This is a genomic window from Mesorhizobium sp. YL-MeA3-2017 (assembly GCF_030814575.1).
GTDB lineage: Bacteria > Pseudomonadota > Alphaproteobacteria > Rhizobiales > Rhizobiaceae > Mesorhizobium > Mesorhizobium terrae.
On sequence record NZ_JAUSVH010000001.1, the window covers coordinates 1,631,663 to 1,655,242 of the forward strand.

Here is a 23,580-nt window from a genome sequence, read left to right on the forward strand (position 1 = left end):
GCCGCCCTTGGTTCCCTTTGCACAGGGTACCCAAGGGCGGTCGGACCATGCGATGTTCCGCTCCGCCTTGACCGTTTCCGCCACGATGCGGCTTTGACAAAAATCGGCGCCTGATCACATTAAGGGCCGTCAAAGTCTTCGCTCGAGCAAACGGTCTTCGTGAATGGCATCGCAATTTTCCTGGTTCAACGAGCCCAAATCCTGGTCTGGTCATGCGCTGGGACTAAAACTTAAAACGGACGCCGATACGGATTTCTGGCGCAAGACCTTCTATGGTTTCATCCGCGATAGCGGCCATGCCTACCTGCGGCCGGTCGAAGGCGATTTCACAGCCGAAGTGACAGTCCTTGGCGACTATTCCGAACTCTATGACCAAGCTGGTCTCTTTTTCCGGCTCGACGAACGAAATTGGATCAAGGCCGGGATCGAATACACCGACGGAATGATGCATTTCTCCGTTGTCGTCACCCGTGATGTTTCGGACTGGTCCGTGATACCGCTGCCATCGGCTCGACCGAGCGATCCGGTCCGCATCCGGCTGACGCGGCATGACGATGCCGTGCGCGTGCAATATGCCGTGGGTGCAATGGCTTGGCAGATGGCGCGGCTATGCCCGTTCTCGGCCACGCGGGCTGAAATCGGCGTCACGGCCTGCTCGCCTCAAGGGCCGGGTTTCACCGTATCATTTTCGCAGTTAGTCGTTGGCGAGGCGATCGCACGCGACCTCCACGCTCCGGAGTAGCAGCAGACGAATCCCCTCTTCCCGCCGACGCAAAACACCAGCTGTCGTTCGGTCAAACCAGCGAGGTGGCGATCTTTGGCGTGGCCGCCCCAGTTGTTGCCGACAAGGGCCGGCAGGAATTTCGCACCATCAGGCGCCCTTTGAGAACGAGGCGGCGCGACGGCGCATCGCGATTGCCGTTCAAGCGGTCAAGCAGAAGCATGGCAGCCTGCTCGCCGATGGCCTGCACCGGCTGCGCGATCGTGGTCAATTGAGGATGGAACACATCGGCCCATGGGAAATCGTCGAAGCAGATGATCGAAATGTCTTCCGGACAGGACAAGCCGATGTCGCGGATCGCCTTCATGGCTCCGACGACCATCGGGTTGTTTGCGGAGAAGATCGCGGTCGGGCGTTCGTGCAGGGAAAGCAGTTGCATGGCGGCGGTGTAGCCGTCGGCCTCATGCAGATCACCGGAGCGGACAAGGCTCTGGTCGAATGTCAGCCCGGCGGCGAGCAGCGCCGCGCGATAACCGGCCATGCGGTCGCGCATCGGCGAGATGTCGAATGAGCCGGTTATGTAGCCGATACGCTTGTGGCCCAGATCGACGAGGTAGGTGATCGCCTCGAACACGGCCTGATGATTGTCGAGCACGACCCTGTCGGTGTCGACATTCTCGCATTCGCGATCGAGCAGAACGACCGGCACGTTGGCGCGTTCGACCGTTTCCTTGAGGAAAGCGCTGTCGCCCACGCGGGCCACGATGAGACCGTCGACCATACGGTCGAGGAGAAGCCGGATCTGGTCGTCCTGGTTGTTCAGGTCTTCATCAGTGCAGCACAACATCACCGCATAGCCTGCCCGGTCGAAGGCCTGCTGGATGACCGAAACGACGTCGGTGAAAAAGGGGTTGGTAATGTGCGGTACGGTGAGACCGACTGTGCGGGTCGTGCCGACCTTGAGACTGCGCGCGATGGCATTACGCTTATAGCCGATCTCGCGGATCGCCTGCTCGATGCGGGCGCTGAGCTCCTGGCTGACGGTCGTCGTGCCGTTGATGTAGGCCGAAACGGTCGCCACGGAAACACGCGCTGCTTCCGCCACGTGCAACATGGTAGGAGCGCCGGTTTTTCGATGCTTTCTCGCCTTTAGCTCGGTCATCTTCTAAACGTTTCAGCGTGTACGTCGACGTAACACCTATGGAATTCCCTTGTTTTTTGCAAGAATCAAAAAAACATGGGCTGGAGGGACGATCGTCAATCTTGACTCTATCGAAACGTTTAGATTAGCTTTTTCGCATGACTGGCAGCGCGGTAGGGAGGCCGTTTCTGTCATGGCCACTCGTGAATTTGCGACTTCGCCGGATCATGGTGCCCCCTCGCCGGGGCAACCTATTCTTGCTGCCGACAACATTTCGAAGGCCTTCGGCGGCATCGCGGCGCTCAGCGATGTGAGTTTCGACCTCAGACGCGGCGAGATCCATGCCCTGATGGGCGAGAACGGCGCCGGCAAGTCGACGCTGATGAAAATCCTCTCCGGCGTCTACACGGATTACGAGGGAACGATTTCGGTTGCCACGCAACCAGTCCGGTTTTCCGGCGTACGCGACGCCGAGGATGCCGGCATCGCCATTATTCACCAGGAACTCAACCTCGTTCCCGAACTGAGCGTCGCCGAAAATATCTTCCTCGGCCGCGAAAAGCTGATCGGTGGGCTGATCGTCAACCGCAAGGCGAGTTTCTCGGCAGCCCGAGATCTCCTCGCCTCGCTTGGCATCGAACTCGATCCCGAGGCGCGTGTCGGCAGATTGCGCGTCGGTGAACAACAGCTGGTCGAGATCGCCAAGGCGCTGTCCAAGTCGGCACGCATCCTCATCATGGACGAACCGACGTCCGCCTTGTCGCCGGCTGAATGCCAAAGGCTGTTCCGCATCGTCCGCCAATTGGCCTCGCAAGGCGTCGCGATCGTCTACATCTCGCACCGCATCGATGAGGTCATGCATCTGGCCGACCGCACCACCGTCTTCCGGGACGGGCGTCACGTTCTGACACGCTCGATGGATCGACTGGACGAAAACGCGCTCATTGCCGCCATGGTCGGCCGCACCTTGCTCGATCCTTCGACAACCGCGCGCAATGCCCATTACGACACGCCGATCCTGACGGTGAGGAACCTTCGCCTAGACAAGCCGGACCGAAACGGATGGCGGACGGTTTTGTCGGATATCGACTTCGATCTCGGACGCGGCGAAATATTGGGCATCGGCGGCTTGCTCGGTTCCGGTCGAACGGAAATCCTGCAATCGATCTTCGGCAGTGCTCAAGGGCGGGTTAGCGGCGAGATCAGGCTGGATGGAAAAGGCATCGACATTCGCTCGCCCCGCGATGCCCGCCATCTTGGCATCGCCCTCGTCACCGAGGACCGCAAGGCGGAGGGCCTCTATCTCAAGGCCTCCATCGCCGACAATGTCGCGCTTCCGCTCGTCGACGCCCTTTCCCGTTTTGGCTTGCGCTCCGTTGCCGGCGAGAAAGCGCTGGCCGACGAAGCGGTCAAGACATTGGGAATCCGCTGCAGCGATATCGACCAGGTCGCCAACACCCTTTCAGGCGGCAATCAGCAGAAGGTGGTGATCGGCAAATGGCTGGCGACCAAGCCACGCATTCTGCTGTTGGACGAGCCAACGCGCGGCATCGACATCGGCGCCAAACGCGACATCTACGATCTCATCTTCCGATTGGCTGATCAGGGGCTAGCCATTGTGGTGGTCAGTTCCGAGATGCCGGAACTGCTGCACCTTTCGGACCGCATCCTGGTGATGGCCGAGGGCCGTCAGACCGGCATGCTTCAACGCCATCAAGCCAGTGAGGAGCGGATCATGCAGTTGGCTGCGCCCCGGCGCGCAAACGGACGGACGGCAGCATGAATGCGTTGAGACTTGTGTCGCGTACAAAGCTCTACTGGGGGCTGATCGCCATTTTTTTGATTGGCGTTCTGGGCTCGCCGGTCACTTCCAAGGGCACCAACATCTTCCTGTCCTACGGCAATCTGCTCGATGTGCTGAGACAGGTTTCCACGACCGGCCTCATTGCCACGGGCATGACGGCGGTCATCATCACCGGCGGCATCGATCTTTCGGTCGGTTCGCTGATGGCTATCTGCTCCGTGGTGACGGCGATGCTGCTCACAATGCCTGGTGCCACGCCGGCTGCCCTCATGGGCATACCCGCGGTCGGCCTGGTTGCGCTGCTGATTGGCGTTGCCACCACGCGTTTCCTGTTCGCCAACTTCGCCAAGTCGGCGAACGGGGTCACACTCCACCGCATGCCACATCTTGATAAGATGCGTGGTGTCGTTTTGCCGGCCGTGGTCGGCATCCTGCTGTGTGCCCTCACGCTCTGGTTTCTTCTGCCGCAAGTCGACACGAAGTTCGGCGTGCTCGGCGTTCTCATCGTGGCACCCTGCGTCGGATTGCTGTTCGGAGCGCTCAACGGCCTGATCATCGTTGGTGGCCGACTGCAGCCCTTCATCGTCACGCTTGCGATGATGGTAACGGCCCTGGGCATCGCCCGCCTCACCGCAGGACAGAACAATGCGGTGCTGCCCGTCTATACCGGTTCCAACGCCACCGAGGATTTCGAAATCCTGCGCTCGCTCGCCTTCGGCATCATTCCCATGCCCGGCCTGTTCTTCCTTGGCGCCATCGTCATTTATGGCGCCGTGCTGCGCTTCACGCCCTTTGGCCGCTATGTCTATGCGATCGGCGGCAACGAGGAAGCCGCGCGGCTTTCGGGTATCGCCGCCGGTCGCGTGAAGATCGCCACCTATGCCATTTCGGGCCTGCTCGCCGGCATCGCCGCCGTGCTCTATGTGGCGCAATACCGCCAGGGCAAACCGGATGCGGGTGCGGGGCTGGAACTCGATGCGATCGCCGCCGTCGTCATTGGCGGCACCAGTCTGATGGGCGGGCGCGGCAGCCTCGCGGGGACCTTGTGCGGCGTGCTGATCTTCGGGCTGCTGTCCAACATCCTGCAGCTGCACAACATCAATTCGAACCTGCAGCTTGTGCTCAAAGGCCTGATCATCATCGGCACGGTGCTGGTCCAGGAGCGCAACGCCGCTGATCTTTTCGCCCATATGCGACTTTCGCGGAAGCGATCGGCGCACACGCCAACGTCCGTTGATGAGCGGGCGATCAAAGAGACCAAGTCTCGAACAATCGGAGGAAACGCAAATGAAACGCCGTGAATTTCTTGGACTGGTGGCCCTGACAACAGCACTTGTCGCCACGACAGCGCTCGTCCCGGGTCAAAGCGCGTTCGCACAAGACAAAAAGTGGACCATCGGCTTCAGCCAGGTCACCACGATCGAGCCGTGGCGGGCGCAGTTCAACAAGGACATCCTTGCTGAAGCCGCCAAACACCCGAACGTCAATCTCATCATCACCGACGGCGAAGACAAGACCGAAAAGCAGGTCGCGGATGTCGAAAACCTCATCCGTCAGCAGGTCGACGCGCTGCTCATTTCACCGAAGGAATCCGCCGGTCTTACCGGCGTCGTCCAGAAGGCAATCGATGCCAAAATCCCCGTCTTCGTGCTCGACCGCAACGTCGACACGAAGGATTTCATCCAGTTCGTGGGCGGCGACAACAAGTTGATCGGCCGCGCCGCCGGTGAATATGCGGTCGAACTTCTGGGCGGCAAAGGCAAGGCAGCCGGCAATGTCGTCGAGATATGGGGCGGCATGGGTACCGAGCCGGCGCATGACCGTCACGATGGCTTCCATGAATTCACCGACAAGGAACCGGGCATCAAATATCTGCTCGACAAGCAGTCGGGCGACTGGAAGCAGGACCAGGCCTACAACATCATGGCGACCGCACTGCGCAACAACGAGAAGATCGACCTGGTCTACGGCCACAACGATCCGATGGCCTATGGCGCCTATCTCGCCGCCAAGGATGTCGGTCGCGACAAGGACATCAAATTCATAGGCATCGACGCCTTGCCCAATGAAGGCGTGCAGCTCGTCAACAAGGGTGAACTGACGGCGACTTTCCTCTACGCAACGCCTGGAGCGGAGGGGTTGCGCCAGGCGTTGAAATATCTCGCCGGCGAGAAGGTCGAAAAGACCGTTATCCTGCCGACCTTGAAGATCACCAAGGAAAACGCGCCGCAGATCCTGAAGGACAACGGCCTCTAATTTCACAATTGCTGCAGGCAGCGGCCGACATCAAAATTTCGGTCGCTGCCTCATCGTAAACGCCCATGCCGCCGGCATCATTCGGCAGCGACGGCGAATCCAATACGCGATCTGAGAGCCGCTCCGGCTTCGTCGAGTGCCTGGTCGATACGGCGCGCGAAGGCCTCCGATGCCGGTTGGCCATCGGCGAAATCGCGCTCCGTCGCATAGATGGCCGTCGGCAGGGAATAAGCCTCGAAGAACCCGAACAGTGGCCGAAGCTGGTGTTCGACGATCAGCGCATGGCGGTCGCCGCCGCCTGTCGCGGTCAAGAGCACGGGTTTGCCGCGCAGTGCCGTCGGATCGAGCAGATCGAAGAAATGTTTGAACAGCCCGGTATAGCTGCCCTTGTAGGTTGGTGAACCGACGACCAGCAGATCGGCTTCCGCAACGGCGCGCAGAATTGTCCCTGCCTGATCCCCCAGATCGGACGCCCGCCGCGCCGTGGCGAAGGACGCCCCCAGATCTTCGATGTCCCAGCTCGCGGCAGACAGCCGGTTGCGGCGTCCGATCTGTGACACGACATGGTCGACGAAGCCGAAGGTCTTGGACGGGCGTGTGATGTTGCCGGAAAAGCCGACAATGCTGGTGTTGGCCACGGGCGAACTCCCTTTTCTCGATGCTCGGTCTCTCAGGAAGCTGATGCGGCAACGCGCGGACGCACACCACGACCAAACTCGACGTCCCAACCGCGCAGCGCCGGCGACGACGCGCTGGCAAGGTCAAGTTTCGGGAACAGCAATTCGGCGACGTTGTAGACCTCCTCGAGATGCGGATAGGCCGATGCAATGATGGTTTCGATGCCGATGTCCTGGTATTCGCGAATGCGCGCCGCGACATTGTCGGGACTGCCGACCAGCGCTGTGCCCGCACCGCCCCGCACAAGCCCCAGCCCGGCCCACAGATTGGGGCCGACAACCAGCTTGTCGCGACGGCCCTGATGCAGCGCGGCCATGCGTTTCTGGCCGACCGATTCCGACACATTGACGAAGTTGTTCTGCGCTTCGGCGATCACCTCATCGGAGACATGGCTGATCAGCCGGTCGGCGGCGGCCCATGCCTCTTCTTCGGTTTCCCGCACGATCAGATGGATGCGCAATCCAAAACGGATGTTTCGACCTTCCTTCGCGGCGGCCTTGCGCACCTGCTCGATCTTTTCGACAAGTTGTTCGACGGGTTCACCCCAGCTCAGATAAACGTCGACATGTTTGGCGGCGATCGCGATGCCGGCATCCGACGAGCCGCCGAACCACAATGGCGGATAAGGCCGCTGTACCGGCGGGAAAGAAATGTCGGACCCACGCGCCGAGAGATATTGGCCCTCGAAATCCACCTCTTCGCCCGACAAGATGCTTCGCCAGATCGAGAGGAACTCGTCCGTCTGCGCGTAGCGTTCACCGTGGTTGAGCTTGATGCCATCGCCGGCAAGGTCGCTCGGATCGGCGCCGGTAACGACATTCAGCAGCACGCGGCCGTTGGAAATGCGGTCGAGCGTGGCGGCATGGCGGGCAAACAGGGCCGGCGTGCCGCTGCCGGGGCGCAGTGCAACCAGGAAACGCAGCCTTTCCGTCTGCGGGATGAGCGCCGCCGCCGTGATCCAGGCGTCTTCGCAGCGCGTGCCGGTCGGCAAGAGTACGCCCTTGAAGCCCAGCCGATCCGCCGCCTGGGCGATCTCCCGCAAATAACCGAACGTGGCCGGCCTGTGGCGCTCGTCGGTGCCGAGATACGGCCCGTCGCCATGGGTGGGCAGGTACCAGTAGAGATCGAGCGGACGCTTCGGATCGGACATGGGATTTTCCTTCTGCGGTCGTTGTTCGAAAACGGTCAGAGCTTGCCCTTCCAGGGCACCAGCCGCCGCTCCAGCCAGCGCATGCCGGTGGCGAAGGCAAAGGCAAGAACCGCGATGATGATGAGGCCGACGAAGACGACGTCGGTGGACAGGAAGTTCGCGGCCGACATGATCATGTAGCCAAGGCCGGATCGTGCCGCGATCAGCTCGGCCGCCACCAATGTCGACAGGCCGGCGGCGATGCCGATGCGCAGGCCGGTCAAAATCTCGGGCAGTGCCGAAGGCAAGATGATGTTGAAGAACAATTGCAGCCGGCTTGCGCCCAACGACAGCGCCGCGTTGATGCGCTCGGCCGGCACGGAACGCACTCCGGCTTGCGCCGAAAAGCAGATCGGTGCGAAGGTGGAGAGCGACAAAAGCACGATCTTCGAGGTTTCGCCGATGCCCAGCCAGATGATCAGCAGGGGCAAGTACGCCAGCGGCGGCAGACCCCAATAGAGGCCGATCGGCACCGAAAGCACGCCTTTGGCCCAACGATTGAGCCCCATCAAAAGACCGATCGGAACACCAAGACCGACACCGACGGCAAGAGCGGCCAGGATGCGGCCAAGGCTGGCCAGCGTGTGCTCCAGCAGCGTGCCGTCGGCATAGCCGTCCTGGGCAACCGCGTGGAACTGCGCCAGCACTTCCGCAGGCGAAGGTAGGAACAGCGGCGAAGCCCAGCCGAATTGCGTCGCGACGAACCACAGCGCGATCAGCGCGACCAGCGTGATGCTGCTGATGAGCAAGGTGGTGGTGGTGCCAACAATCGGTCGCGAGCGGTGCGGCTTCGGCGCCGGCTGAACATGGGCGAATACGGTGCGCGGATCGGCGGCAAGCGTCATTGCAGAACTCCCTTGCCGGATGCTGCCGGACGGTGGATCAAAGCGCGGATTTCCTCGCGCAGTTCGATGAAGCGCGGGTCGGACAGGATCGGACCAATATCGCCGGTCTCGGCGAATTCGCGCGCGAAATCCGCGTCAAAGCGGGCGACGATGCGGCCAGGCCTCGGCGACATCACCACCACGGTGGTGCCAAGCGTCAGTGCTTCTTCGATGGAATGGGTGATGAAGAGGATCTGCTTGCCGGTGCGCGCCCACACCGACGCCAGCAACTGCTGCATCGTCTCGCGTGTCAGGCTGTCCAGCGCGCCGAACGGCTCGTCCATCAAGAGAATCTTGGGATCGGTGGCCAATGCCCGTGCCAAACCGACACGCTGGCGCATGCCGCCGGAAAGTTCGTAGGGCGGTTTGTCGCCAAACTCGGACAACCCGACCAGATCCAGCAATTCCTGCGCCTGTTGGCGGCGTTGCTTTCTGGCGACACCGCGGAACTTCAGCCCGAGCGCGACATTGTCGATGACACTGGCCCAGGGCAGCAGCGTATCCTTCTGAAAAACGACGCCGCGGTCGCCGCCAGGGCGGTCGACAGGCTCCCCATCCAGGGTAATCGACCCCTCGGTGAGCGGCAGGAAACCGGCGACGGCATTGAGCAATGTGGACTTACCGCACCCCGATGCCCCTACGGCAACAACGATGGAATCCGGGGCAATATCCAGCGAGACACGGTCGAGCGCGTGAACGCTGCTGCCGTCGGAAGCTGGAAAGGTGACACTGGCATCGCGGATGCGGAGCATATCGAAACCTCCGGGCGATACGGGCCTCAACCGGCCCGTATCGCTCTGGCTTTTGTCAATTGGAAACCTTGGCGGCTTCCGCGTATCGCGGGTCGACGAAGGCAGCGTAGCTGTCCTTGACGGCGGTGATCTTGCGCTGTTCCTTGAGGAAGTTCGCCGTATCTTTGAGGATTTTCGCGACCCCGCTCTTTTCGCCGCCGCCCAGCCATTTGTCGGAAAGCTGTTCCTGCAAAGGCGGCACCACAGTGGATTTCAGCCGCTCCGCATTCTCGGCCGGTGTTCCGCCCTGCAGCCCGGCAATGAGCTTCGCGTTCTCCGATTCCGGACCCCAGGCCGCCTTGTCCTTGGCGAAGGAGACAAAATAGCCATCCACCTGCTGCACATATTGCGTCAGGAATTCGGGATGCTGCTTGGCGAACTCGCCGGTCGCCACCAGGGCGCTGAAGGTCGGCGCGCCGCGGTCAGCCACCTGCCCCGCCGTCAGAAGCACCTTGCCGTTCTTCTTCAATTCCGACAGCGCCGGATCCCACACGAACGCACCGTCAATGTCACCGCGTTTCCAGGCCGCCACGATTTCAGGCTGCGGAATGGCGATGACCTGTGCTTCCTTTTCCGAAATGCCTTCCTGCTTGAGCACGGCAAGCAGCTGATAATGGTCGGTCGAAACCGGTGCGGCGGCCAGCTTCTTGCCCTTGAGATCGGATGGCGTCTTGATCTCCGGCCTCACCACCAGCGCCTCGCCGTCGCGCGATACCGAAGAGATGTAGAAGGCTTTGACGTCCAGCCCCTTGGAAACCGCCGCGGAATACGGGCTGGAACCGACATCGCCGATCTGGACAGCGCCGGAAGCAATGGCGGCAAAGATATCCGCGCCCGAATTGAACCGGCGAAATTCGATGTTCCAACCGGTCCTCTTGGCGATCTCGCCATTGGCGATACCGACGAAATACGGCACCGAGCCGGTCTGATAAGCGATGACCACCTTCTTTTCGTCAGCGGCAAAGGCCGACGAGATGAGAGCGCCGATGGAGAGACCCGCGAGAGCGGCGGTGAACAGTTTGCGCATGCGTTTACCCCTTTGCTGATCGAGGTTTGTTCCCCGAACCATCAGCGCACGTCGCTGATCGGCTTAAACGCTACTGAATTTGTAGAATTAGTTTAGAAAGCTTTTTGCGAATATCGTCCGAGTTCGGAACGATCTGTCTAATCGCATCGAGACGAAACAACGCGATTCATTCGAGAGGCGGACGTCCGCGCCGGGCACAGCATCTCAGCCGCATCGCGAGCGTCTTCCGAACCAGAGCTTTTTTTCAGCGAACGAACGCCAGCACGACGATGCGGGGAGCAAGGCAGTATGCGAGCGTTGCACGACGTCCGGTGGTCGTCGTCGCCCTACTCGCACTCAGGTCTATCGCGATATCCCCATAATCCAGGATTTCGTGATCAAGCGGATAGACCGCCTTGTAGACCGCTTCCTTGGCCGCAAACAGGATGCGGCCGGCGAGTTGCCGATCCACTGCCCCGACAACGTCTATGCTTGTTGCGACGAGCGCGGCGATCTCGTCCGGTAGCGCGATGGCAGGCTCGACATCGATGCCCAGGGAGCCGACGTCGGTAATCGACGCAACCGCAGCGACCGCCATCTCATCGTCATGGGCGAGCGAGCCGGAGATGCCGTCAGGCCAGACTGGAGCGCCGGAAGGTGAGCGCAAGACCGGGAAATCGTTGATGCCGATATTCGACAACAGACTGTGTGCGATCCAACGCGCGGCGCCGCTGGCACGGCGCATGGCCGGGCGGCGCGCCGGGATGGAACCGGCCTCCTCGGGCAAGAGATGGGCCTCATCGCCGTCGCGGATCGATCGGCAGCCGACGCCGACGCCAGGCGGCGCGATGGCGGCCATTGCTTCAAGCAACGAGACTTCCTCGGCGGAGCGTGCGGGAATGGGTGGCGGCCGCGTCAACGATCGTCCGTCGGCGACGGCACAACGAGATCGGCGATCATTTCGCCGTCCTCGTCAAGGCCTTCTTCCACGAAGCCGGCGGAGCGGTAGAGGTGCCGTGCACCTTCATTGTCAGGCGCGTAGCAAATCGAGATATGCCTGATATGGCCGAGCTGCGCAATTTCGTCCAGAACCTGCAGCAGCGCGGCTCTGCCATAGCCCCTGCCTTGATGTTGACGGTCGATCATGAAGCGGTAGATGCGCGCCTCGTCATCATCCTGCGGCGCCTCATACATCAGGAAGCCGACAACGCCATCACCAGCCATCACCACGCGTGGCCGGGCGTCTTCGTCCAGATCGGCCTCCTCGAGGGACTCGGTGTTGCTGGCGACGAAATCCAACTGGTCGTGTGCGAGCTCCAACGCGGTGACCTGGGCCCGATTAGCCTCGGTCACCGGCACGAGATGAACCTGCGCAGCCTTCTGAACATGCGTCGTCAACACATCGCCTCCGCCGTCAGCCTGAATGTCGCGGACGCCTCGACCACGACAAGCGGGCTACCGCCTTTCGTGGTCGATCCGGCGTTCAAGCGGCCGTCTTGATCTCATCGCGCGTAACGGGCGTGACGAAGCGTTGGAGCTTGGCTGGGTTGCCCCGCCATATCGAATTGGGCTCCAGCACTTCACCCTTCATCACGAAGGAATCGACATCGACGACCGACCCGTCGCCCATCACCACGCCATAGTGGATGAACGCCGCCGGTCCCAGCGTGCAGCCCTTGCCGATCCGGATGTAATCCGACTTGAAGGCACCCTCTTCCAGCGAATGGGCCTGGATGACGCAGCCTTCGTTGAGGGTCGCATCATCGCCGATTTCGACCAGCGAGCGCTCGGTCAGGTTGCTGCCGCCATCATACACCCTGCGACCCACCTTGACGCCCAACATGCGCATGATCATCGGCCGGAACGGCGTGCCGCCAAACAGGCGCGTTATCGGCGAATCCGACAGTTTCCAATGACGCTCGTGGTGCCAGAAGCTGACGTCGTAGATCGTCGTCATCCGAGGCTTCAGCTTGCCGAAGCCGAGGCTGGCCCGCTCCAACAGGACGTAGAACGGAATGGTGATCGCCGAGGTCAGCAGCACCGCTACAAAGAGCGCCATTTCCGCCCAGTCGGTGTAATAGTTCAGCGCGCGGTCCCAGATCACCAGCGTCACGAACAACATCGCCCATTGCGCGAACAGGAAGAGAAGCGCCGTCACCGCATTGTAGACATTCTTGGATTTGAGACGACGCAGGCGCTCGTCCTCGTTGATGCCCGCGATCAACTCCTTGTCACGGTTGACCATGCGCGGGATTTCGAAGGAAGGCGAACCCAGCAGGCCGACATTCTCGCGCACCGGTCCGTCGATCGGCACCATCACCTTCGTGCCGAGCAGGCAGTTGTTTCCGGTCCGTCCGTCTGGCGGATAGTAGATATTGTTGCCCAGATAGTTGCGTTCGCCGAGCCGTGTGTGGTCGAGCCGGAAGGCGGAGGCGGACTTGTGCATGTTGATCATGAAAAGCCCGTCCGACACCATGGTCTGGGTGCCGATCTCACACAGGAGCGGATTCTCATGCTGCTGGTTGCTACCGAAGTTGGAGCCGGTCTGAACCACCTTGTTGAGCTTCCAGCCAATGGCGCGCATGTAATACACGATCGCCGAGCTGTCGCCGAACAGCAGATTCAGCAAGCGTGCATTGCTGAACAACTCGACCACCGTCTGAAGCCAGTACCGGAACCCGTAGAGCGTGTAGGTACGACCCGGCTTCAAAATCAGGCGGATCAAGCGCGGCAGCAGCGTCGCGGCCAGCAAGGCGACCGCGAGGTAGCCGAACAGCGTGACCGTGGTGCCGATGGCGACGATGCCAATCGTCTCCTGATAGTCGTCGCTGACATTCTGCCAGTAGGCATGGAAGAGCAGCGGCAGCGGCGTGACGATCATGAACAGCCCGACGAGCTGAGCCGCTTCGAACAGGATGCGTCGATAGTTGGACGCATCGACGTTGCGGACCTTGCAATAATTCGCCTCGGTCGGCACCGCCGGCGACCCATGCCAGCGTTCGCCGTCCGGGATGCTCTGTCCGCGCTGCAACGAGGACGCATGGCCGAGCTGGGCACCATCCCCGATCCTGGTGTCGATATCCATGGTGCTGCCGACACCCACGAAGGCGTCCTTGCCGATGGTCAGCGGTCCGGTGTGAATGTAGCCGGACTGCGCCCGGTAGCCGAGGATCATCGATTCCTTGCGCAGGATCGTGTTGTCGCCGATCGATATGAGGTCCGTACACACGGGCACGGTGCGGCATTCGATGACGGTGTTTTCCCCAAGCCTGGCGCCGAGAAGGCGCAGATAGATGGAGTACAGCGGGTTGCCGCGGAAAAGAACGACCGGGGCCGTGCGGATCAAGGTCTGGATGACCCAGAACCGGTAATAGCGCAGGCCCCAGATCGGAAAGGCTTCCGCTTTCCAGCGTCCCACCAGCAACCACTTGGCAACGATGGCGAAACCCGACATGCCGAAGAAGACACCGCCCGAGAGCAGCACGCAGCGTAGATACAGCTGGAACGGCTCATCGAGCTTGTCATAGACCCAATTGAGACCGAGGTTGAACGCCCACAGGCTAAAATAGCTGTAGAGGCCGTAGAACAGTAGCTGAGCCGCGCCGCAGGTCCAGTACGCGAAGTTCGATGCCTGGTGCGTGAGAACACGCTCATCGGTGGCTATCGTCGTCTCTTCGGGAATGCGCAAATGCTGCGCGAGGCTTGCAACGGTCGGGTACAGGTAGATGTCCCGCATCGATGCCGTTGCCCATTCCGGCTTGGTGCGGACGCGGGCGCAGAAGCGCGCCATCAGCAAGGAATTGGCGCCGAGATCGTCGAAGAAATTGTCGTCGGCCGATACGAAGAAATTGTCCCCGGCGGAGGCTTCGCTGAGATTCAAGACATCGGAGAGCGCCGCAGCCAGAAAACGTTCGTCCTCGTTACCCGGTTGCACGATCGCCCGATCCGCCGTCAGCCGGACATTTGTCGGCTTTGGCAGCTGACGTAGATCCGCCTTGTTTGAGACCGTCATCGGAATGGCTGGCAGCTCTTCCAGATAGGAAGGCACCATGTAGTCGGGCAGACGCCGTTTCAGTTCGCGGGCAACGTCACCGCGCGAGATCGGCGGCAGCCCTGTCTTGGGCGCGTAGTAGGCAACCAATTCCACGCGACCGGGTTCGATTTCCCAGGTTGTCACCGCAGCCTGCGCAATGGCGGGCTGGTCCAGCAGAACGGCCTCGATCTCTCCGAGCTCGATACGGTATCCGCGGATTTTCACCTGGGTATCGATGCGCCCGTTATACTCGATCTCGCCGTCATCGTTGATGCGGCCAAGGTCACCGGTGCGGTAGATGCGCTTGGAAGGGTTGTTCGGCAGCCCAACGAAGTCGGGGATGAATTTCTGCTCGGTCAGATCCGGCCGGTTGAGATAACCGACGGCAAGCCCGATGCCGGCAAGACCGATCTCGCCCAGTTCACCAGGCTTGGTCAACGCAGCTTCCGTCGGGTCGACGATGACGACGGAATAGGTGGGCAACGGTGCACCGATCGTCACCGGCTTGTCCGGCGTGAGCAAGCCCATCGTCGCCGTAACGGTGGCCTCGGTCGGGCCGTAGGTGTTGAGGATCTGTCGGCCCGGCTTCGACCAGCGCACGACGAGATTGTGAGGACAAGCCTCGCCGCCGACCAGTAGCGCCCGCAAGCTGGGCACATCGCTCTCGATCGAGGACAGCAGGGTTGGACTGCAGGCCATGCAGGTGACCTTGTTGTCCCTGAGGAAATCGGCGAGCTCCTCGCCCACAAGGGTAAGCTGGCCCGGAGCCGGCACGACCGTCGCGCCTGCCGCGAACGGAACCCAAATCTCCTCAGTGGAGAAGTCGAAGGCGATCGTCATGCCCTGGTAGACGCGATCGCTCGGCCGATATCCATAGGATGCTGCGGCCACACGCACGAAGTTGCAGATGCTTTGGTGATTGACGACCACACCCTTCGGGCGGCCGGTCGTGCCTGACGTGTAGAGGATGTAGCAGGTTTCGTCGGAAGCGGGTGTGGCCCCTTTCCGCGACAGCGGCTTGTCGGACTTCTTCCCGATTTCGGCCGACGGACCATCGACCAGGACATACGGCACGGGCAACCCCTCAGCCCGGGAGGAATAGGCCGCGATCGTGACGATCAGCTTCACGCTCGCATCGTCGATGATGAGCGTCATCCGCTCTTCGGGGAAAGCAGTGGCGAGCGGAACGAAGGCCGCGCCGGCCTTCATTACGGCCAGCAATGCGACATAGGTTTCCGCGGAGCGGTCGAGCAGGAGACCCACCCGGTCACCCGGCTTCACACCCCGATCGACGAGCAAACGGGCGAACTGATTTGCGCGTTTGTCCAGTTCCCGATATGTCCAGACGCGTCCATCCGAGATAACAGCAGGCGAAGTGGCGAACTTCCCGGCAAGTTGCTCGAAGAATATGTCGAGCCGTTCGCCCGGTTGCCCGGCTTGTGCGAAGTCGGCACCCGTCAATATCTGGGGACGCCCGGCCATTCGGGAGCCTGGCGCCGTTTTCGACTTTTCGGCCGAACCCTGAGCTTTGTCTCGGTCGAGCTCGGCGTCGTCAACACCGTGGTCCATTTCCGTTCTCTTTCGTCGTGGGTCGAGCGTGGCTGAGCGCATATCGCGCAAAGGGCCTGTTGCCTTTCCGGCAAGCATGGTCTGTCGGCCGACTGTGCGCCGCTACGAATGACCTCTCCTTCGTGCAGGTCCAATAACCAAAGCTTTCGCAGAAGAAAAGGCCGCATTTTCGGGCGACAGTTGCTGCACTTCCGATTTGCCCGTCTTCAAGGGCGAAGAAATCGGGCAAATGCGCGGTCGTCGACGTGCTGGCGCCCCCTTCACGAGAAGGCGATCCCCGGCCCTGGCCCCATCATCAAATACAAAGACAGGCCAGATTTCCGCAACCACGGACTGATGACGCTCAGTGCGCAAGCGAGCCAGTTTCGCAAAAAAGAAAAAGCCCGGCACGTGCCGGGCTTTTTTCTTTGTCCTCAACGCTGGCCCGCGAGCGCGGCCATGCTCAATGGTCCATTGCCTTGACGATTTCCTCGGTCATCTTCTTGGCGTCGCCGAGCAGCATCATGGTACCGTCCTTGTAGAACAGCGTGTTGTCGATGCCTGCATAACCGGAACCCAAGGAGCGTTTGACGAACAGGCAGGTGCGGGCCTTGTCGACGTCAAGGATCGGCATGCCGTAGATCGGCGAGCTCTTGTCGTCACGCGCCGACGGGTTGGTGACATCGTTGGCACCGATGACATAGGCGACGTCGGCCTGCGCGAACTCGGAGTTGATATCCTCCAGTTCGAACACCTCGTCGTAAGGTACATTTGCTTCAGCGAGCAGCACGTTCATGTGCCCGGGCATACGTCCGGCGACCGGGTGAATGGCGTACTTCACCTCGACGCCGTTGGCCTTCAACTTGTCGGCCATTTCGCGCAGCGCATGCTGGGCCTGCGCCACCGCCATGCCGTAGCCCGGCACGATGATGACTTTCTGGGCGTTCATCATGAGGTACGCCGCATCGTCGGCGGCACCCGTCTTGACCGTGCGCTGGACGCCGTCATCGGCAACGGCGGCCGTCTCGCCGCCAAAGCCGCCGAGAATGACCGAGATGAACGAGCGGTTCATGCCCTTGCACATGATGTAGGACAGGATCGCACCGGAAGAACCGACCAGCGCACCGGTGATGATCAGCGCCAGATTGCCCAGCGTGAAGCCGAGAGCGGCTGCCGCCCAGCCCGAATAGGAATTGAGCATCGACACCACGACAGGCATGTCCGCGCCGCCGATCGGGATGATGAGCAGTACACCCAACGCCAGCGAAGCGATGACGATCAGCCAGAAAATGGTGGTCGACTGGGTGGCGACGAGCAGAACGATCAAAACGACCAGGCCGATGCCAAGTGCCGCGTTGATCAGGTGGCGCGACGGCAGCATGATCGGCTTGCCCGACATGCGTCCGTCGAGCTTCAGGAAGGCGATGACCGAACCGGTGAAGGTAATGGCGCCGATGGCGACGCCGAGGCTCATTTCCACCAGCGCCTGCGCGTGGATCGCGCCAGCTTCGCCAATGCCGAAAGAGGCCGGCGCATACATGGCGGCGGCAGCCACCATCACGGCAGCCATACCCACCAGCGAGTGGAAGGCCGCGACCAGCTGCGGCATCGAGGTCATAGCAATCCGCCGCGCCGTATAGGCGCCGACGCTGCCGCCGATCGCGAGGCCGAGCACGATGAGCGCGAAACCGCCGAAGGACGGCTTGGCCAAAAGCAAGGTGGTGACAATGGCGATCGCCATGCCGATCATGCCGTAGAGGTTGCCCTTGCGGCTGGTGGTCGGGTGCGAAAGGCCGCGCAGCGCCAGGATGAACAGGATGCCGGAGACCAGATAGAGGAAAGAGGCGAGATTGATGTTCACGTCACTTGTCCTTCTTCTTGTACATCGCCAGCATGCGCTGGGTGACAAGGAACCCGCCGAAGATGTTGACCGAGACCAGCACCAGGGCGATGAAGCCGAAGCCGGTGGCGGCACCCGCGGCGGAGACACCGACGGCCAGAAGCGCGCCAACCACGATAACCGAGGAAATCGCGTTGGTGACCGCCATCAACGGCGTGTGCAGCGCCGGCGTCACCGACCAGACAACGTAATAGCCAACGAAGATGGCGAGTACGAAGATGGCAAAGCGGAACACGAACGGATCGATCGCGCCGCCCGACAGCGCATGTGCGGCGCCGCCGACCGCGTCGGCGGTACCCGGTGCGTTGGCTGCCTCCTTGAGGGCCAGGCGAACGGCGGCACTAGCCTGGTCAAGCTGATCGAGGGCTTTCTGCAAGGCTTCCATCAGGCGGTCCCCTTCGACTTAGCCGCGGCGGATTTCTTTTTCGCGGCAGGTTTGGGCGATGCATCAGCGACCATGGTCGAGGCAGGGATGGCAGCTGGTTCGACTTGAGGCTTCTGGTCAACCTTGGCGAAGTTCGGATGCACAACCTTGCCGTCGTCGGTCAGCAGCGTTGCCTTAACCAGTTCGTCTTCGCGATTGATGGCGATCTGCTTCGAGGACTTGTCGACCAGCGTCTCGAGGAAGGCGAACAGGTTCTTGGCATAAAGCAACGAAGCGGACGCCGCGACGCGACCGGCCACGTTGAGATGGCCGACGATCTTGACCCCATTGCCGGTGGTGACGATCTTGCCGGCCTCGGCACCGGCGACATTGCCGCCGCGCTCCACCGCAAGATCGATCAGAACCGAGCCAGGTCGCATCGACGCCACCATTTCAGCCGAAACCAGCTTCGGCGCCGGACGGCCCGGGATCAGCGCCGTGGTGATGACGATGTCCTGCTTGGCGATATGCTCGGCTGTCAGCGCCGCTTGCTTGGCCTGATATTCCTTCGACATTTCCTTGGCGTAGCCGCCAGCGGTCTCGGCCTGTTTGAACTCTTCGTCCTCGACAGCGATGAACTTCGCGCCAAGCGACTGGACCTGCTCCTTCACTGCCGGCCGCACATCGGTGGCGGTGACGACGGCACCAAGGCGGCGCGCGGTGGCGATGGCCTGGAGGCCGGCAACGCCAACCCCCATGATGAACACCTTTGCCGCCGGCACTGTTCCGGCGGCTGTCATCATCATCGGCAGTGCCCGGTCATATTCGCCGGCACCGTCGATCACCGCCTGGTAGCCGGCAAGGTTCGCCTGCGACGACAACACGTCCATCACCTGGGCACGGGTGATGCGCGGCATGAATTCCATGGCAAAGGATGTCACGCCAGCCTTAGCGAGGGCGGCGACCCCGGCATCGTTGCCGTAGGGGTCCATGATGGCGATGACGGTGGCGCCCTTTTTGTAGGCCTTGAGTTCGGCCTCGATTGGACGACGAACCTTCAGAACCACGTCAGCCTTGGCGACGTCGGTGGCCTTGCCGATGGTGGCACCTGCCTTGGCGAAATCAGCGTCTGGGATGCGCGAGGCGTTTCCGGCTCCCGCTTCGACGACAACATCAAAACCCAGGCCGGTTATGCGTTTTACCGTATCGGGAGACGCAGCAACGCGCCCCTCGTTCGCATCAATCTCGCGAGGTATGAATACGACTTGTCCCACCGCATGATCCTTTCGGCTGGAACTCAGTTTCCTACAGAGCGCCGGCCTAGCGGCCGGTGCCGCCCCACACAGGATGGGAAGGTATTATCGGAGAATAAAGCCGCCGATCGCCAGGACGATCACGAACAGCACCGAGCCTGAGAAGAACCCGCCGGCAAAAAAACCGAAGGCCATGGCGATCAGCAGCGCGACGCAGAAAAGCGAGCCATATTTGGCGAGCGCGATAAATCCCGCATAGGTGCGCTCATGTTCGGCATAGTCCATCTGGGCGCCCAGTTCGACAGGACCAGTCGGCGAGTGATCGGCCATTAGAATTCCCCTCCGGAAACATCTCAAGCGCACATAGCGAAAAGCGCCGCCAAGGGCAATGGCGCAGTTGCCGCACAACCAGCGCCAACTGCGTCAAGATAATCTTGAAAGCCAGCTTCCGATCAACTCGCAAAGGTCGGATCGATTGTCGTCCAAAAGCGCTGGCAATCGTCCGGATTATCAGCCGGCCAGATGCGGGAACAGACCGAGCAGACCGGCGACGATCAGATAGAACGCCACGATATAGTTCAACAGCCTGGGCATGATCAGGATCAGCACACCGGCGATCAGCGAAATCAGCGGCGTCAAGGTGATGGTGGACATGGTCATCCCCGGCTCCTCCCAAGTGGCAACGAAGAATCCGCTTCGTCGTTAGAATCGCGTCAAGGCGCCGTCTTGGCGGCTCCGTCAGGCCGCGTCGCGAAAATATTTTGCGGTCGGCAAGATGGTCAATGGTGCCAGTTCGCCGGGCCGTTGCTTCTCGAACAGCATGCGCCGTTCAGCGGCGGTCGAACGAAAGAACGGAAATCGCGCATAATAGCGGTCGCGATTCGCATATGCATTCGTGCGGAACAGAACAACTCGGTTGAACACACCTGGGTAGGAACGCGGCTCGCTGATCTGTTCCGAATAATAGACGCGCTTATAGAAGCCCGCGTGATCCTCGCGCACGGTCGAAAGACCGTAAGGTGCCTCGAAGTAGAAACAGGCCATGCCCGCCAGTCGCAGCGTCACGTAAGCAAGCTGCGGATAAACACGCGTCCAATCCGGGTCCGACGCAAATCTGCTCATGCAAACGAAGGTGTCCCCGGCTTCAAGCATAGGGAAAACAATATCGCCAAAGGCCTTTGTCGACGGAGATATCGGGGTCTGCTGCGTAACGTGATGGATGCGCATCGTGCTTACGAGGCGCTGTTCGACATAGACTCCGAAGCGATAAACATTCGTGGTCTCGTCCAAATCATCACTGATGATATGAGCGATGTTGTCGGGGATCATATCGTTGGAGCGATAAGCCTTGTAGCGCAGACGATAGATGTCTTCGAGGTCTTCGCCCTTGTCGCAACGGCGGTACTCGGATTTGTTGAGAAGCGCGAAGACCTTGTCGCTCAGACTAGGTCCTTCAGGCACAACAGTTCGTGCCAGCCCGGCATCCTTGCCCGGTTCACTCAGCGTACCCATCACTTTACCCCGTACTCCACCGCGATGGGGAGGGTATGCAACGGCGTCTGCATGTAAAGGTCAAAAAGCACTCGATCTCATTTACCGATTGTTAAGGTTAACGCCCTCCCCGGCGAATATGTATCAGAGCCCTTCCATTGTCGGTAGCGCCAAACGGGAATCGCCCTCCCTCGTTGAAGGGGCTTAGCGTTTGACAGCGCGTGGGGCCGTTTGCATCTCGTCAACAAAGGGCCAGATCGTGCTCGACATAGTCTCGATCCCCGAAGCGCTGAGCGCAGAGCCAAAAAGAAAACCTTGTACAAGGTCAGGTTCGACCTGCTGAGACAGGATTTTCAGTTGCTCGAAGGTCTCAACCCCTTCGATCGTAACGCTAAGCCCAAGTGAGCGCGAAACGTTGACGATGCCCTTGAGCAATTCCAGCGAACGCGGACTTTGGGCCACATCCATAAGGAAGGAGCGATCGATCTTGACCTTGTCCAGCGGCAGTTTGTGCAGATAGCTCAGGCTGGAGTAACCGGTGCCAAAATCGTCCAAGGCGATGCGCACGCCCAGCTTCTTGATTTCTTCGATCAGCTCGCGCGTTTGCGCCTTGTCGTCGAGAAGGGCCGTTTCGGTTACCTCGATCTCCAGCCGACTTGACGTCAGGTTTGCGGCGGCAAGGGCTCTGCGTACCTTATCGAGGACATCGTTGTCGCGAAAATCCTTCGCCGAAAGATTGACCGAAACCGAAATCTGCTCTGGCCATTTGGCGCATTCGGCGCAAGCCGCCTTCAGCACCAATTCGCTGATCTGCGAGATGATCCCCATCTCCTCGGCGAGCGGAATGAAGATTGCCGGAGAGATCGGGCCGAGGTCGGGATGATCCCATCGGCAGAGCGCCTCGCAGCTGACGATGCGCATCGTCTCCATGGCAACGATGGGCTGGTAGACAATACGCAGCGCGCTGGCCTCGACCGCGGAACGCAAATCGGCCTTCATCAATTGCCGATTGCGGAAGGCAGCATCCATGGAGGCTTCAAAGAGCCGCCAGCCATTCTTGCCGAGTTCCTTGGCCTTGTAGAGCGCGAGATCCGCCTTGACGATCATCTCGTCGACAGTCGTGCTGTCGACCCTGGATAGCACCGCGCCGGCGCTGGCCTGAATCCGTAGCGCGTGGCCAGCCACATCCACTTCACCTTGAAGACCCGAGAAGATGTGCTCCATCAAACCGGACAGATAGCTTTCATCCTCGACCCGGTCGAAGAACAACATGAACTCGTCGCCACCGAAGCGGCTGATCGTGACACCGGGAGCCGCAAAGGCGGACAAGCGTTCCGCTGCCGCATAGATCAGCCCGTCGCCAACCGGGTGACCGAGCGTGTCGTTGATGCTCTTGAAATCATCGAGATCGATGACAACCAGCCCACACAGTCGGCTGCGGTCGCCACCCGACATCGCCTCGCTGACCAGTTCGTGAAAATAGGCGCGGTTCATCAATCCGGTGAGGCTGTCGTAGCGTGCCATGAAACGGATACGTTCCTCGGCCGACACACGTTGAGTGACATCCTCGAAGGTGATGACACCAAGTTCCTGGGAGCCTTCGCGTGCCGAAAATTCGTAGTGCTGGCCATTGGTCAACGACACCAGCACCTTGCGGTCCCGACCTTCGCGCAGGGCGCGTGTCAATTGCGCCTCGACATAACGGCAGTCCTTGGCTGCCAGCAGACCACCGGCAACGCCGCGCATCAGCAGCGAATGGATCGACCTGCCGAGCAGCTGATCTGCCGAGTTGAGTGACATCAGGTGCGCGGCTTCGGCGTTGGCGACAATCACCTTGCCGTCAGGATCGAGCATGACCAGGCCGTGCGACATCGTGTTTAGAGCGCGGTTGAAGCGGCCGGCAATCCGATTAGCCCGTTTTTCAGCGGAGATCGCGGTAAAGAGAACGTCACGGACAGTGTCCGCATACCGATGAATCGCCAACAAGAACGGCGCAGAGAGCAGACCCAAAGCGATGTGGTAGAAATCGCCCCGCAAAAGAAAGCCAAGGGACATTGGGCAGGTCAGCGTGATGATCAGGATAATGACCATCCGGGGCGAACCGTAGTTGCGCCCTGCGATACCGGTCGCTGTCGCCAGTGAAATGCAGACTGCCGCAGTCTCGGAGAAACTATCTTCAGCGGTATAGATAGCTACGAGACTGAAGAGACCGAGCGTGGCTCCATGCAAGGCACCGTAGGTGATGTACCTGTTTTCTCGCTGCCGTGCTTCTTCACGCGTTTTAGCTACGGGCAAGGCCGAATAGTTGCGCATGTTGACCACGCGCACGAAGCCGACAGCCAAAAGACAAAGCACCACCGCGAAATAAGCTATGTTGCCGGTTTTCGCCCAAACCAGCGAAATCAGCACGGATTGCGCGGAAATGCCGATGGCCAACGTGAACCCGTCGCGAAAAAGGGTTTCCACGAAGGGGACGTAGACGTCGTCTGGCAGTTCTTTCGTTCGCGTGATTGTCACGTCT

The 23,580-nt window shown here is 60.7% G+C and carries 20 protein-coding genes; 4 read left to right on the forward strand and 16 right to left on the reverse strand.

The genetic code is table 11. The features are described from left to right. The first annotated feature begins 163 nt into the window (after window positions 1-163). On the forward strand, window positions 164-742 hold the full coding sequence (locus tag QFZ88_RS07680; protein ID WP_024925654.1) for a DUF1349 domain-containing protein: 579 nt from the start codon (window positions 164-166) through the stop codon (window positions 740-742). Between the two features lie 52 nt (window positions 743-794). On the opposite strand, the gene QFZ88_RS07685 is transcribed toward QFZ88_RS07680, so the two are convergent. After that, the gene (locus QFZ88_RS07685; protein ID WP_024925655.1) at window positions 795-1,835 is read right to left on the reverse strand and encodes a LacI family DNA-binding transcriptional regulator; all 1,041 of its coding nucleotides are present in this window, start codon (window positions 1,833-1,835) and stop codon (window positions 795-797) included. Window positions 1,836-2,055: 220 nt separating this feature from the next. Here QFZ88_RS07685 and QFZ88_RS07690 point away from each other — a divergent pair, with 220 nt between their 5' ends. The 3 genes from QFZ88_RS07690 to QFZ88_RS07700 are packed head-to-tail and all read left to right on the forward strand — an operon-like array spanning window position 2,056 to window position 5,922. Then, a complete protein-coding gene (locus tag QFZ88_RS07690; RefSeq protein ID WP_024925656.1) occupies window positions 2,056-3,645 on the forward strand; it encodes a sugar ABC transporter ATP-binding protein in 1,590 nt (529 codons plus the stop codon). Continuing rightward, on the forward strand, window positions 3,642-4,967 hold the full coding sequence (locus tag QFZ88_RS07695; RefSeq protein ID WP_024925657.1) for an ABC transporter permease: 1,326 nt from the start codon (window positions 3,642-3,644) through the stop codon (window positions 4,965-4,967). Before QFZ88_RS07690 ends, QFZ88_RS07695 begins: the two co-directional genes overlap by 4 nt. Further along, window positions 4,954-5,922 (forward strand): substrate-binding domain-containing protein, encoded by a 969-nt coding sequence (locus tag QFZ88_RS07700; RefSeq protein WP_024925658.1) that lies wholly within the window; start codon window positions 4,954-4,956, stop codon window positions 5,920-5,922. Before QFZ88_RS07695 ends, QFZ88_RS07700 begins: the two co-directional genes overlap by 14 nt. A 77-nt stretch (window positions 5,923-5,999) precedes the next feature. On the opposite strand, the gene msuE is transcribed toward QFZ88_RS07700, so the two are convergent. The 15 genes from msuE to QFZ88_RS07775 form a co-directional block, all read right to left on the reverse strand. After that, the gene (gene msuE / locus QFZ88_RS07705) at window positions 6,000-6,560 is read right to left on the reverse strand and encodes an FMN reductase (RefSeq protein ID WP_024925659.1); all 561 of its coding nucleotides are present in this window, start codon (window positions 6,558-6,560) and stop codon (window positions 6,000-6,002) included. Between the two features lie 32 nt (window positions 6,561-6,592). Further along, window positions 6,593-7,750 (reverse strand): FMNH2-dependent alkanesulfonate monooxygenase, encoded by a 1,158-nt coding sequence (gene ssuD / locus QFZ88_RS07710; RefSeq protein WP_024925660.1) that lies wholly within the window; start codon window positions 7,748-7,750, stop codon window positions 6,593-6,595. A 35-nt stretch (window positions 7,751-7,785) separates the two neighbouring features. Next, window positions 7,786-8,634: an ABC transporter permease subunit gene (locus tag QFZ88_RS07715; RefSeq protein ID WP_024925661.1), complete on the reverse strand. Its 849-nt coding sequence runs from the start codon at window positions 8,632-8,634 to the stop codon at window positions 7,786-7,788. Beyond that, entirely contained in the window at window positions 8,631-9,425 is a 795-nt protein-coding gene (locus QFZ88_RS07720; RefSeq protein ID WP_024925662.1) for a taurine ABC transporter ATP-binding protein, read from the reverse strand. Before QFZ88_RS07720 ends, QFZ88_RS07715 begins: the two co-directional genes overlap by 4 nt. A gap of 55 nt (window positions 9,426-9,480) precedes the next feature. Then, window positions 9,481-10,491: an ABC transporter substrate-binding protein gene (locus QFZ88_RS07725; protein ID WP_024925663.1), complete on the reverse strand. Its 1,011-nt coding sequence runs from the start codon at window positions 10,489-10,491 to the stop codon at window positions 9,481-9,483. A gap of 244 nt (window positions 10,492-10,735) precedes the next feature. After that, window positions 10,736-11,341 (reverse strand): 4'-phosphopantetheinyl transferase family protein, encoded by a 606-nt coding sequence (locus QFZ88_RS07730; RefSeq protein ID WP_244440134.1) that lies wholly within the window; start codon window positions 11,339-11,341, stop codon window positions 10,736-10,738. Between the two features lie 44 nt (window positions 11,342-11,385). Then, window positions 11,386-11,823, reverse strand: a complete 438-nt coding sequence (locus QFZ88_RS07735; RefSeq protein WP_051504786.1) for a GNAT family N-acetyltransferase — start codon at window positions 11,821-11,823, stop codon at window positions 11,386-11,388. Between the two features lie 130 nt (window positions 11,824-11,953). Beyond that, on the reverse strand, window positions 11,954-15,985 hold the full coding sequence (locus tag QFZ88_RS07740; protein WP_373426401.1) for a Pls/PosA family non-ribosomal peptide synthetase: 4,032 nt from the start codon (window positions 15,983-15,985) through the stop codon (window positions 11,954-11,956). A gap of 529 nt (window positions 15,986-16,514) precedes the next feature. Then, on the reverse strand, window positions 16,515-17,912 hold the full coding sequence (locus QFZ88_RS07745) for an NAD(P)(+) transhydrogenase (Re/Si-specific) subunit beta (protein WP_024925667.1): 1,398 nt from the start codon (window positions 17,910-17,912) through the stop codon (window positions 16,515-16,517). 1 nt (window position 17,913) lies between these two features. Further along, window positions 17,914-18,336, reverse strand: coding sequence for an NAD(P) transhydrogenase subunit alpha (locus QFZ88_RS07750; protein WP_036254443.1), 423 nt, complete (start codon window positions 18,334-18,336; stop codon window positions 17,914-17,916). Next, complete coding sequence (locus tag QFZ88_RS07755; RefSeq protein ID WP_024925669.1) at window positions 18,336-19,589, reverse strand: Re/Si-specific NAD(P)(+) transhydrogenase subunit alpha; 1,254 nt, start codon at window positions 19,587-19,589, stop codon at window positions 18,336-18,338. The genes QFZ88_RS07750 and QFZ88_RS07755 overlap by 1 nt, the downstream gene beginning before the upstream one ends. Window positions 19,590-19,673: 84 nt before the next feature. Continuing rightward, window positions 19,674-19,898, reverse strand: a complete 225-nt coding sequence (locus QFZ88_RS07760) for an aa3-type cytochrome c oxidase subunit IV (protein ID WP_024925670.1) — start codon at window positions 19,896-19,898, stop codon at window positions 19,674-19,676. A 180-nt stretch (window positions 19,899-20,078) separates the two neighbouring features. Beyond that, a complete protein-coding gene (locus tag QFZ88_RS07765; RefSeq protein ID WP_065996723.1) occupies window positions 20,079-20,228 on the reverse strand; it encodes a DUF3096 domain-containing protein in 150 nt (49 codons plus the stop codon). A gap of 78 nt (window positions 20,229-20,306) precedes the next feature. Continuing rightward, on the reverse strand, window positions 20,307-21,080 hold the full coding sequence (locus tag QFZ88_RS07770) for an N-acyl amino acid synthase FeeM domain-containing protein (RefSeq protein WP_024925671.1): 774 nt from the start codon (window positions 21,078-21,080) through the stop codon (window positions 20,307-20,309). A gap of 183 nt (window positions 21,081-21,263) precedes the next feature. Then, the gene (locus QFZ88_RS07775) at window positions 21,264-23,576 is read right to left on the reverse strand and encodes a putative bifunctional diguanylate cyclase/phosphodiesterase (protein ID WP_024925672.1); all 2,313 of its coding nucleotides are present in this window, start codon (window positions 23,574-23,576) and stop codon (window positions 21,264-21,266) included. Window positions 23,577-23,580 lie beyond the last annotated feature (4 nt).

Bases quoted from the DNA above. Each gene is read 5' to 3' on its own strand.
- QFZ88_RS07680 (WP_024925654.1), top strand. From the start codon at position 164: ATGGCATCGCAATTTTCCTGGTTCAACGAGCCCAAATCCTGGTCTGGT.
- QFZ88_RS07685 (WP_024925655.1), bottom strand. From the start codon at position 1,835: ATGTTGCACGTGGCGGAAGCAGCGCGTGTTTCCGTGGCGACCGTTTCG.
- QFZ88_RS07690 (WP_024925656.1), top strand. From the start codon at position 2,056: ATGGCCACTCGTGAATTTGCGACTTCGCCGGATCATGGTGCCCCCTCG.
- QFZ88_RS07695 (WP_024925657.1), top strand. From the start codon at position 3,642: ATGAATGCGTTGAGACTTGTGTCGCGTACAAAGCTCTACTGGGGGCTG.
- QFZ88_RS07700 (WP_024925658.1), top strand. From the start codon at position 4,954: ATGAAACGCCGTGAATTTCTTGGACTGGTGGCCCTGACAACAGCACTT.
- ssuD (WP_024925660.1), bottom strand. From the start codon at position 7,750: ATGTCCGATCCGAAGCGTCCGCTCGATCTCTACTGGTACCTGCCCACC.
- QFZ88_RS07715 (WP_024925661.1), bottom strand. From the start codon at position 8,634: ATGACGCTTGCCGCCGATCCGCGCACCGTATTCGCCCATGTTCAGCCG.
- QFZ88_RS07720 (WP_024925662.1), bottom strand. From the start codon at position 9,425: ATGCTCCGCATCCGCGATGCCAGTGTCACCTTTCCAGCTTCCGACGGC.
- QFZ88_RS07725 (WP_024925663.1), bottom strand. From the start codon at position 10,491: ATGCGCAAACTGTTCACCGCCGCTCTCGCGGGTCTCTCCATCGGCGCT.
- QFZ88_RS07740 (WP_373426401.1), bottom strand. From the start codon at position 15,985: ATGGCCGGGCGTCCCCAGATATTGACGGGTGCCGACTTCGCACAAGCC.
- QFZ88_RS07750 (WP_036254443.1), bottom strand. From the start codon at position 18,336: ATGGAAGCCTTGCAGAAAGCCCTCGATCAGCTTGACCAGGCTAGTGCC.
- QFZ88_RS07760 (WP_024925670.1), bottom strand. From the start codon at position 19,898: ATGGCCGATCACTCGCCGACTGGTCCTGTCGAACTGGGCGCCCAGATG.
- QFZ88_RS07765 (WP_065996723.1), bottom strand. From the start codon at position 20,228: ATGACCATGTCCACCATCACCTTGACGCCGCTGATTTCGCTGATCGCC.
- QFZ88_RS07770 (WP_024925671.1), bottom strand. From the start codon at position 21,080: ATGGGTACGCTGAGTGAACCGGGCAAGGATGCCGGGCTGGCACGAACT.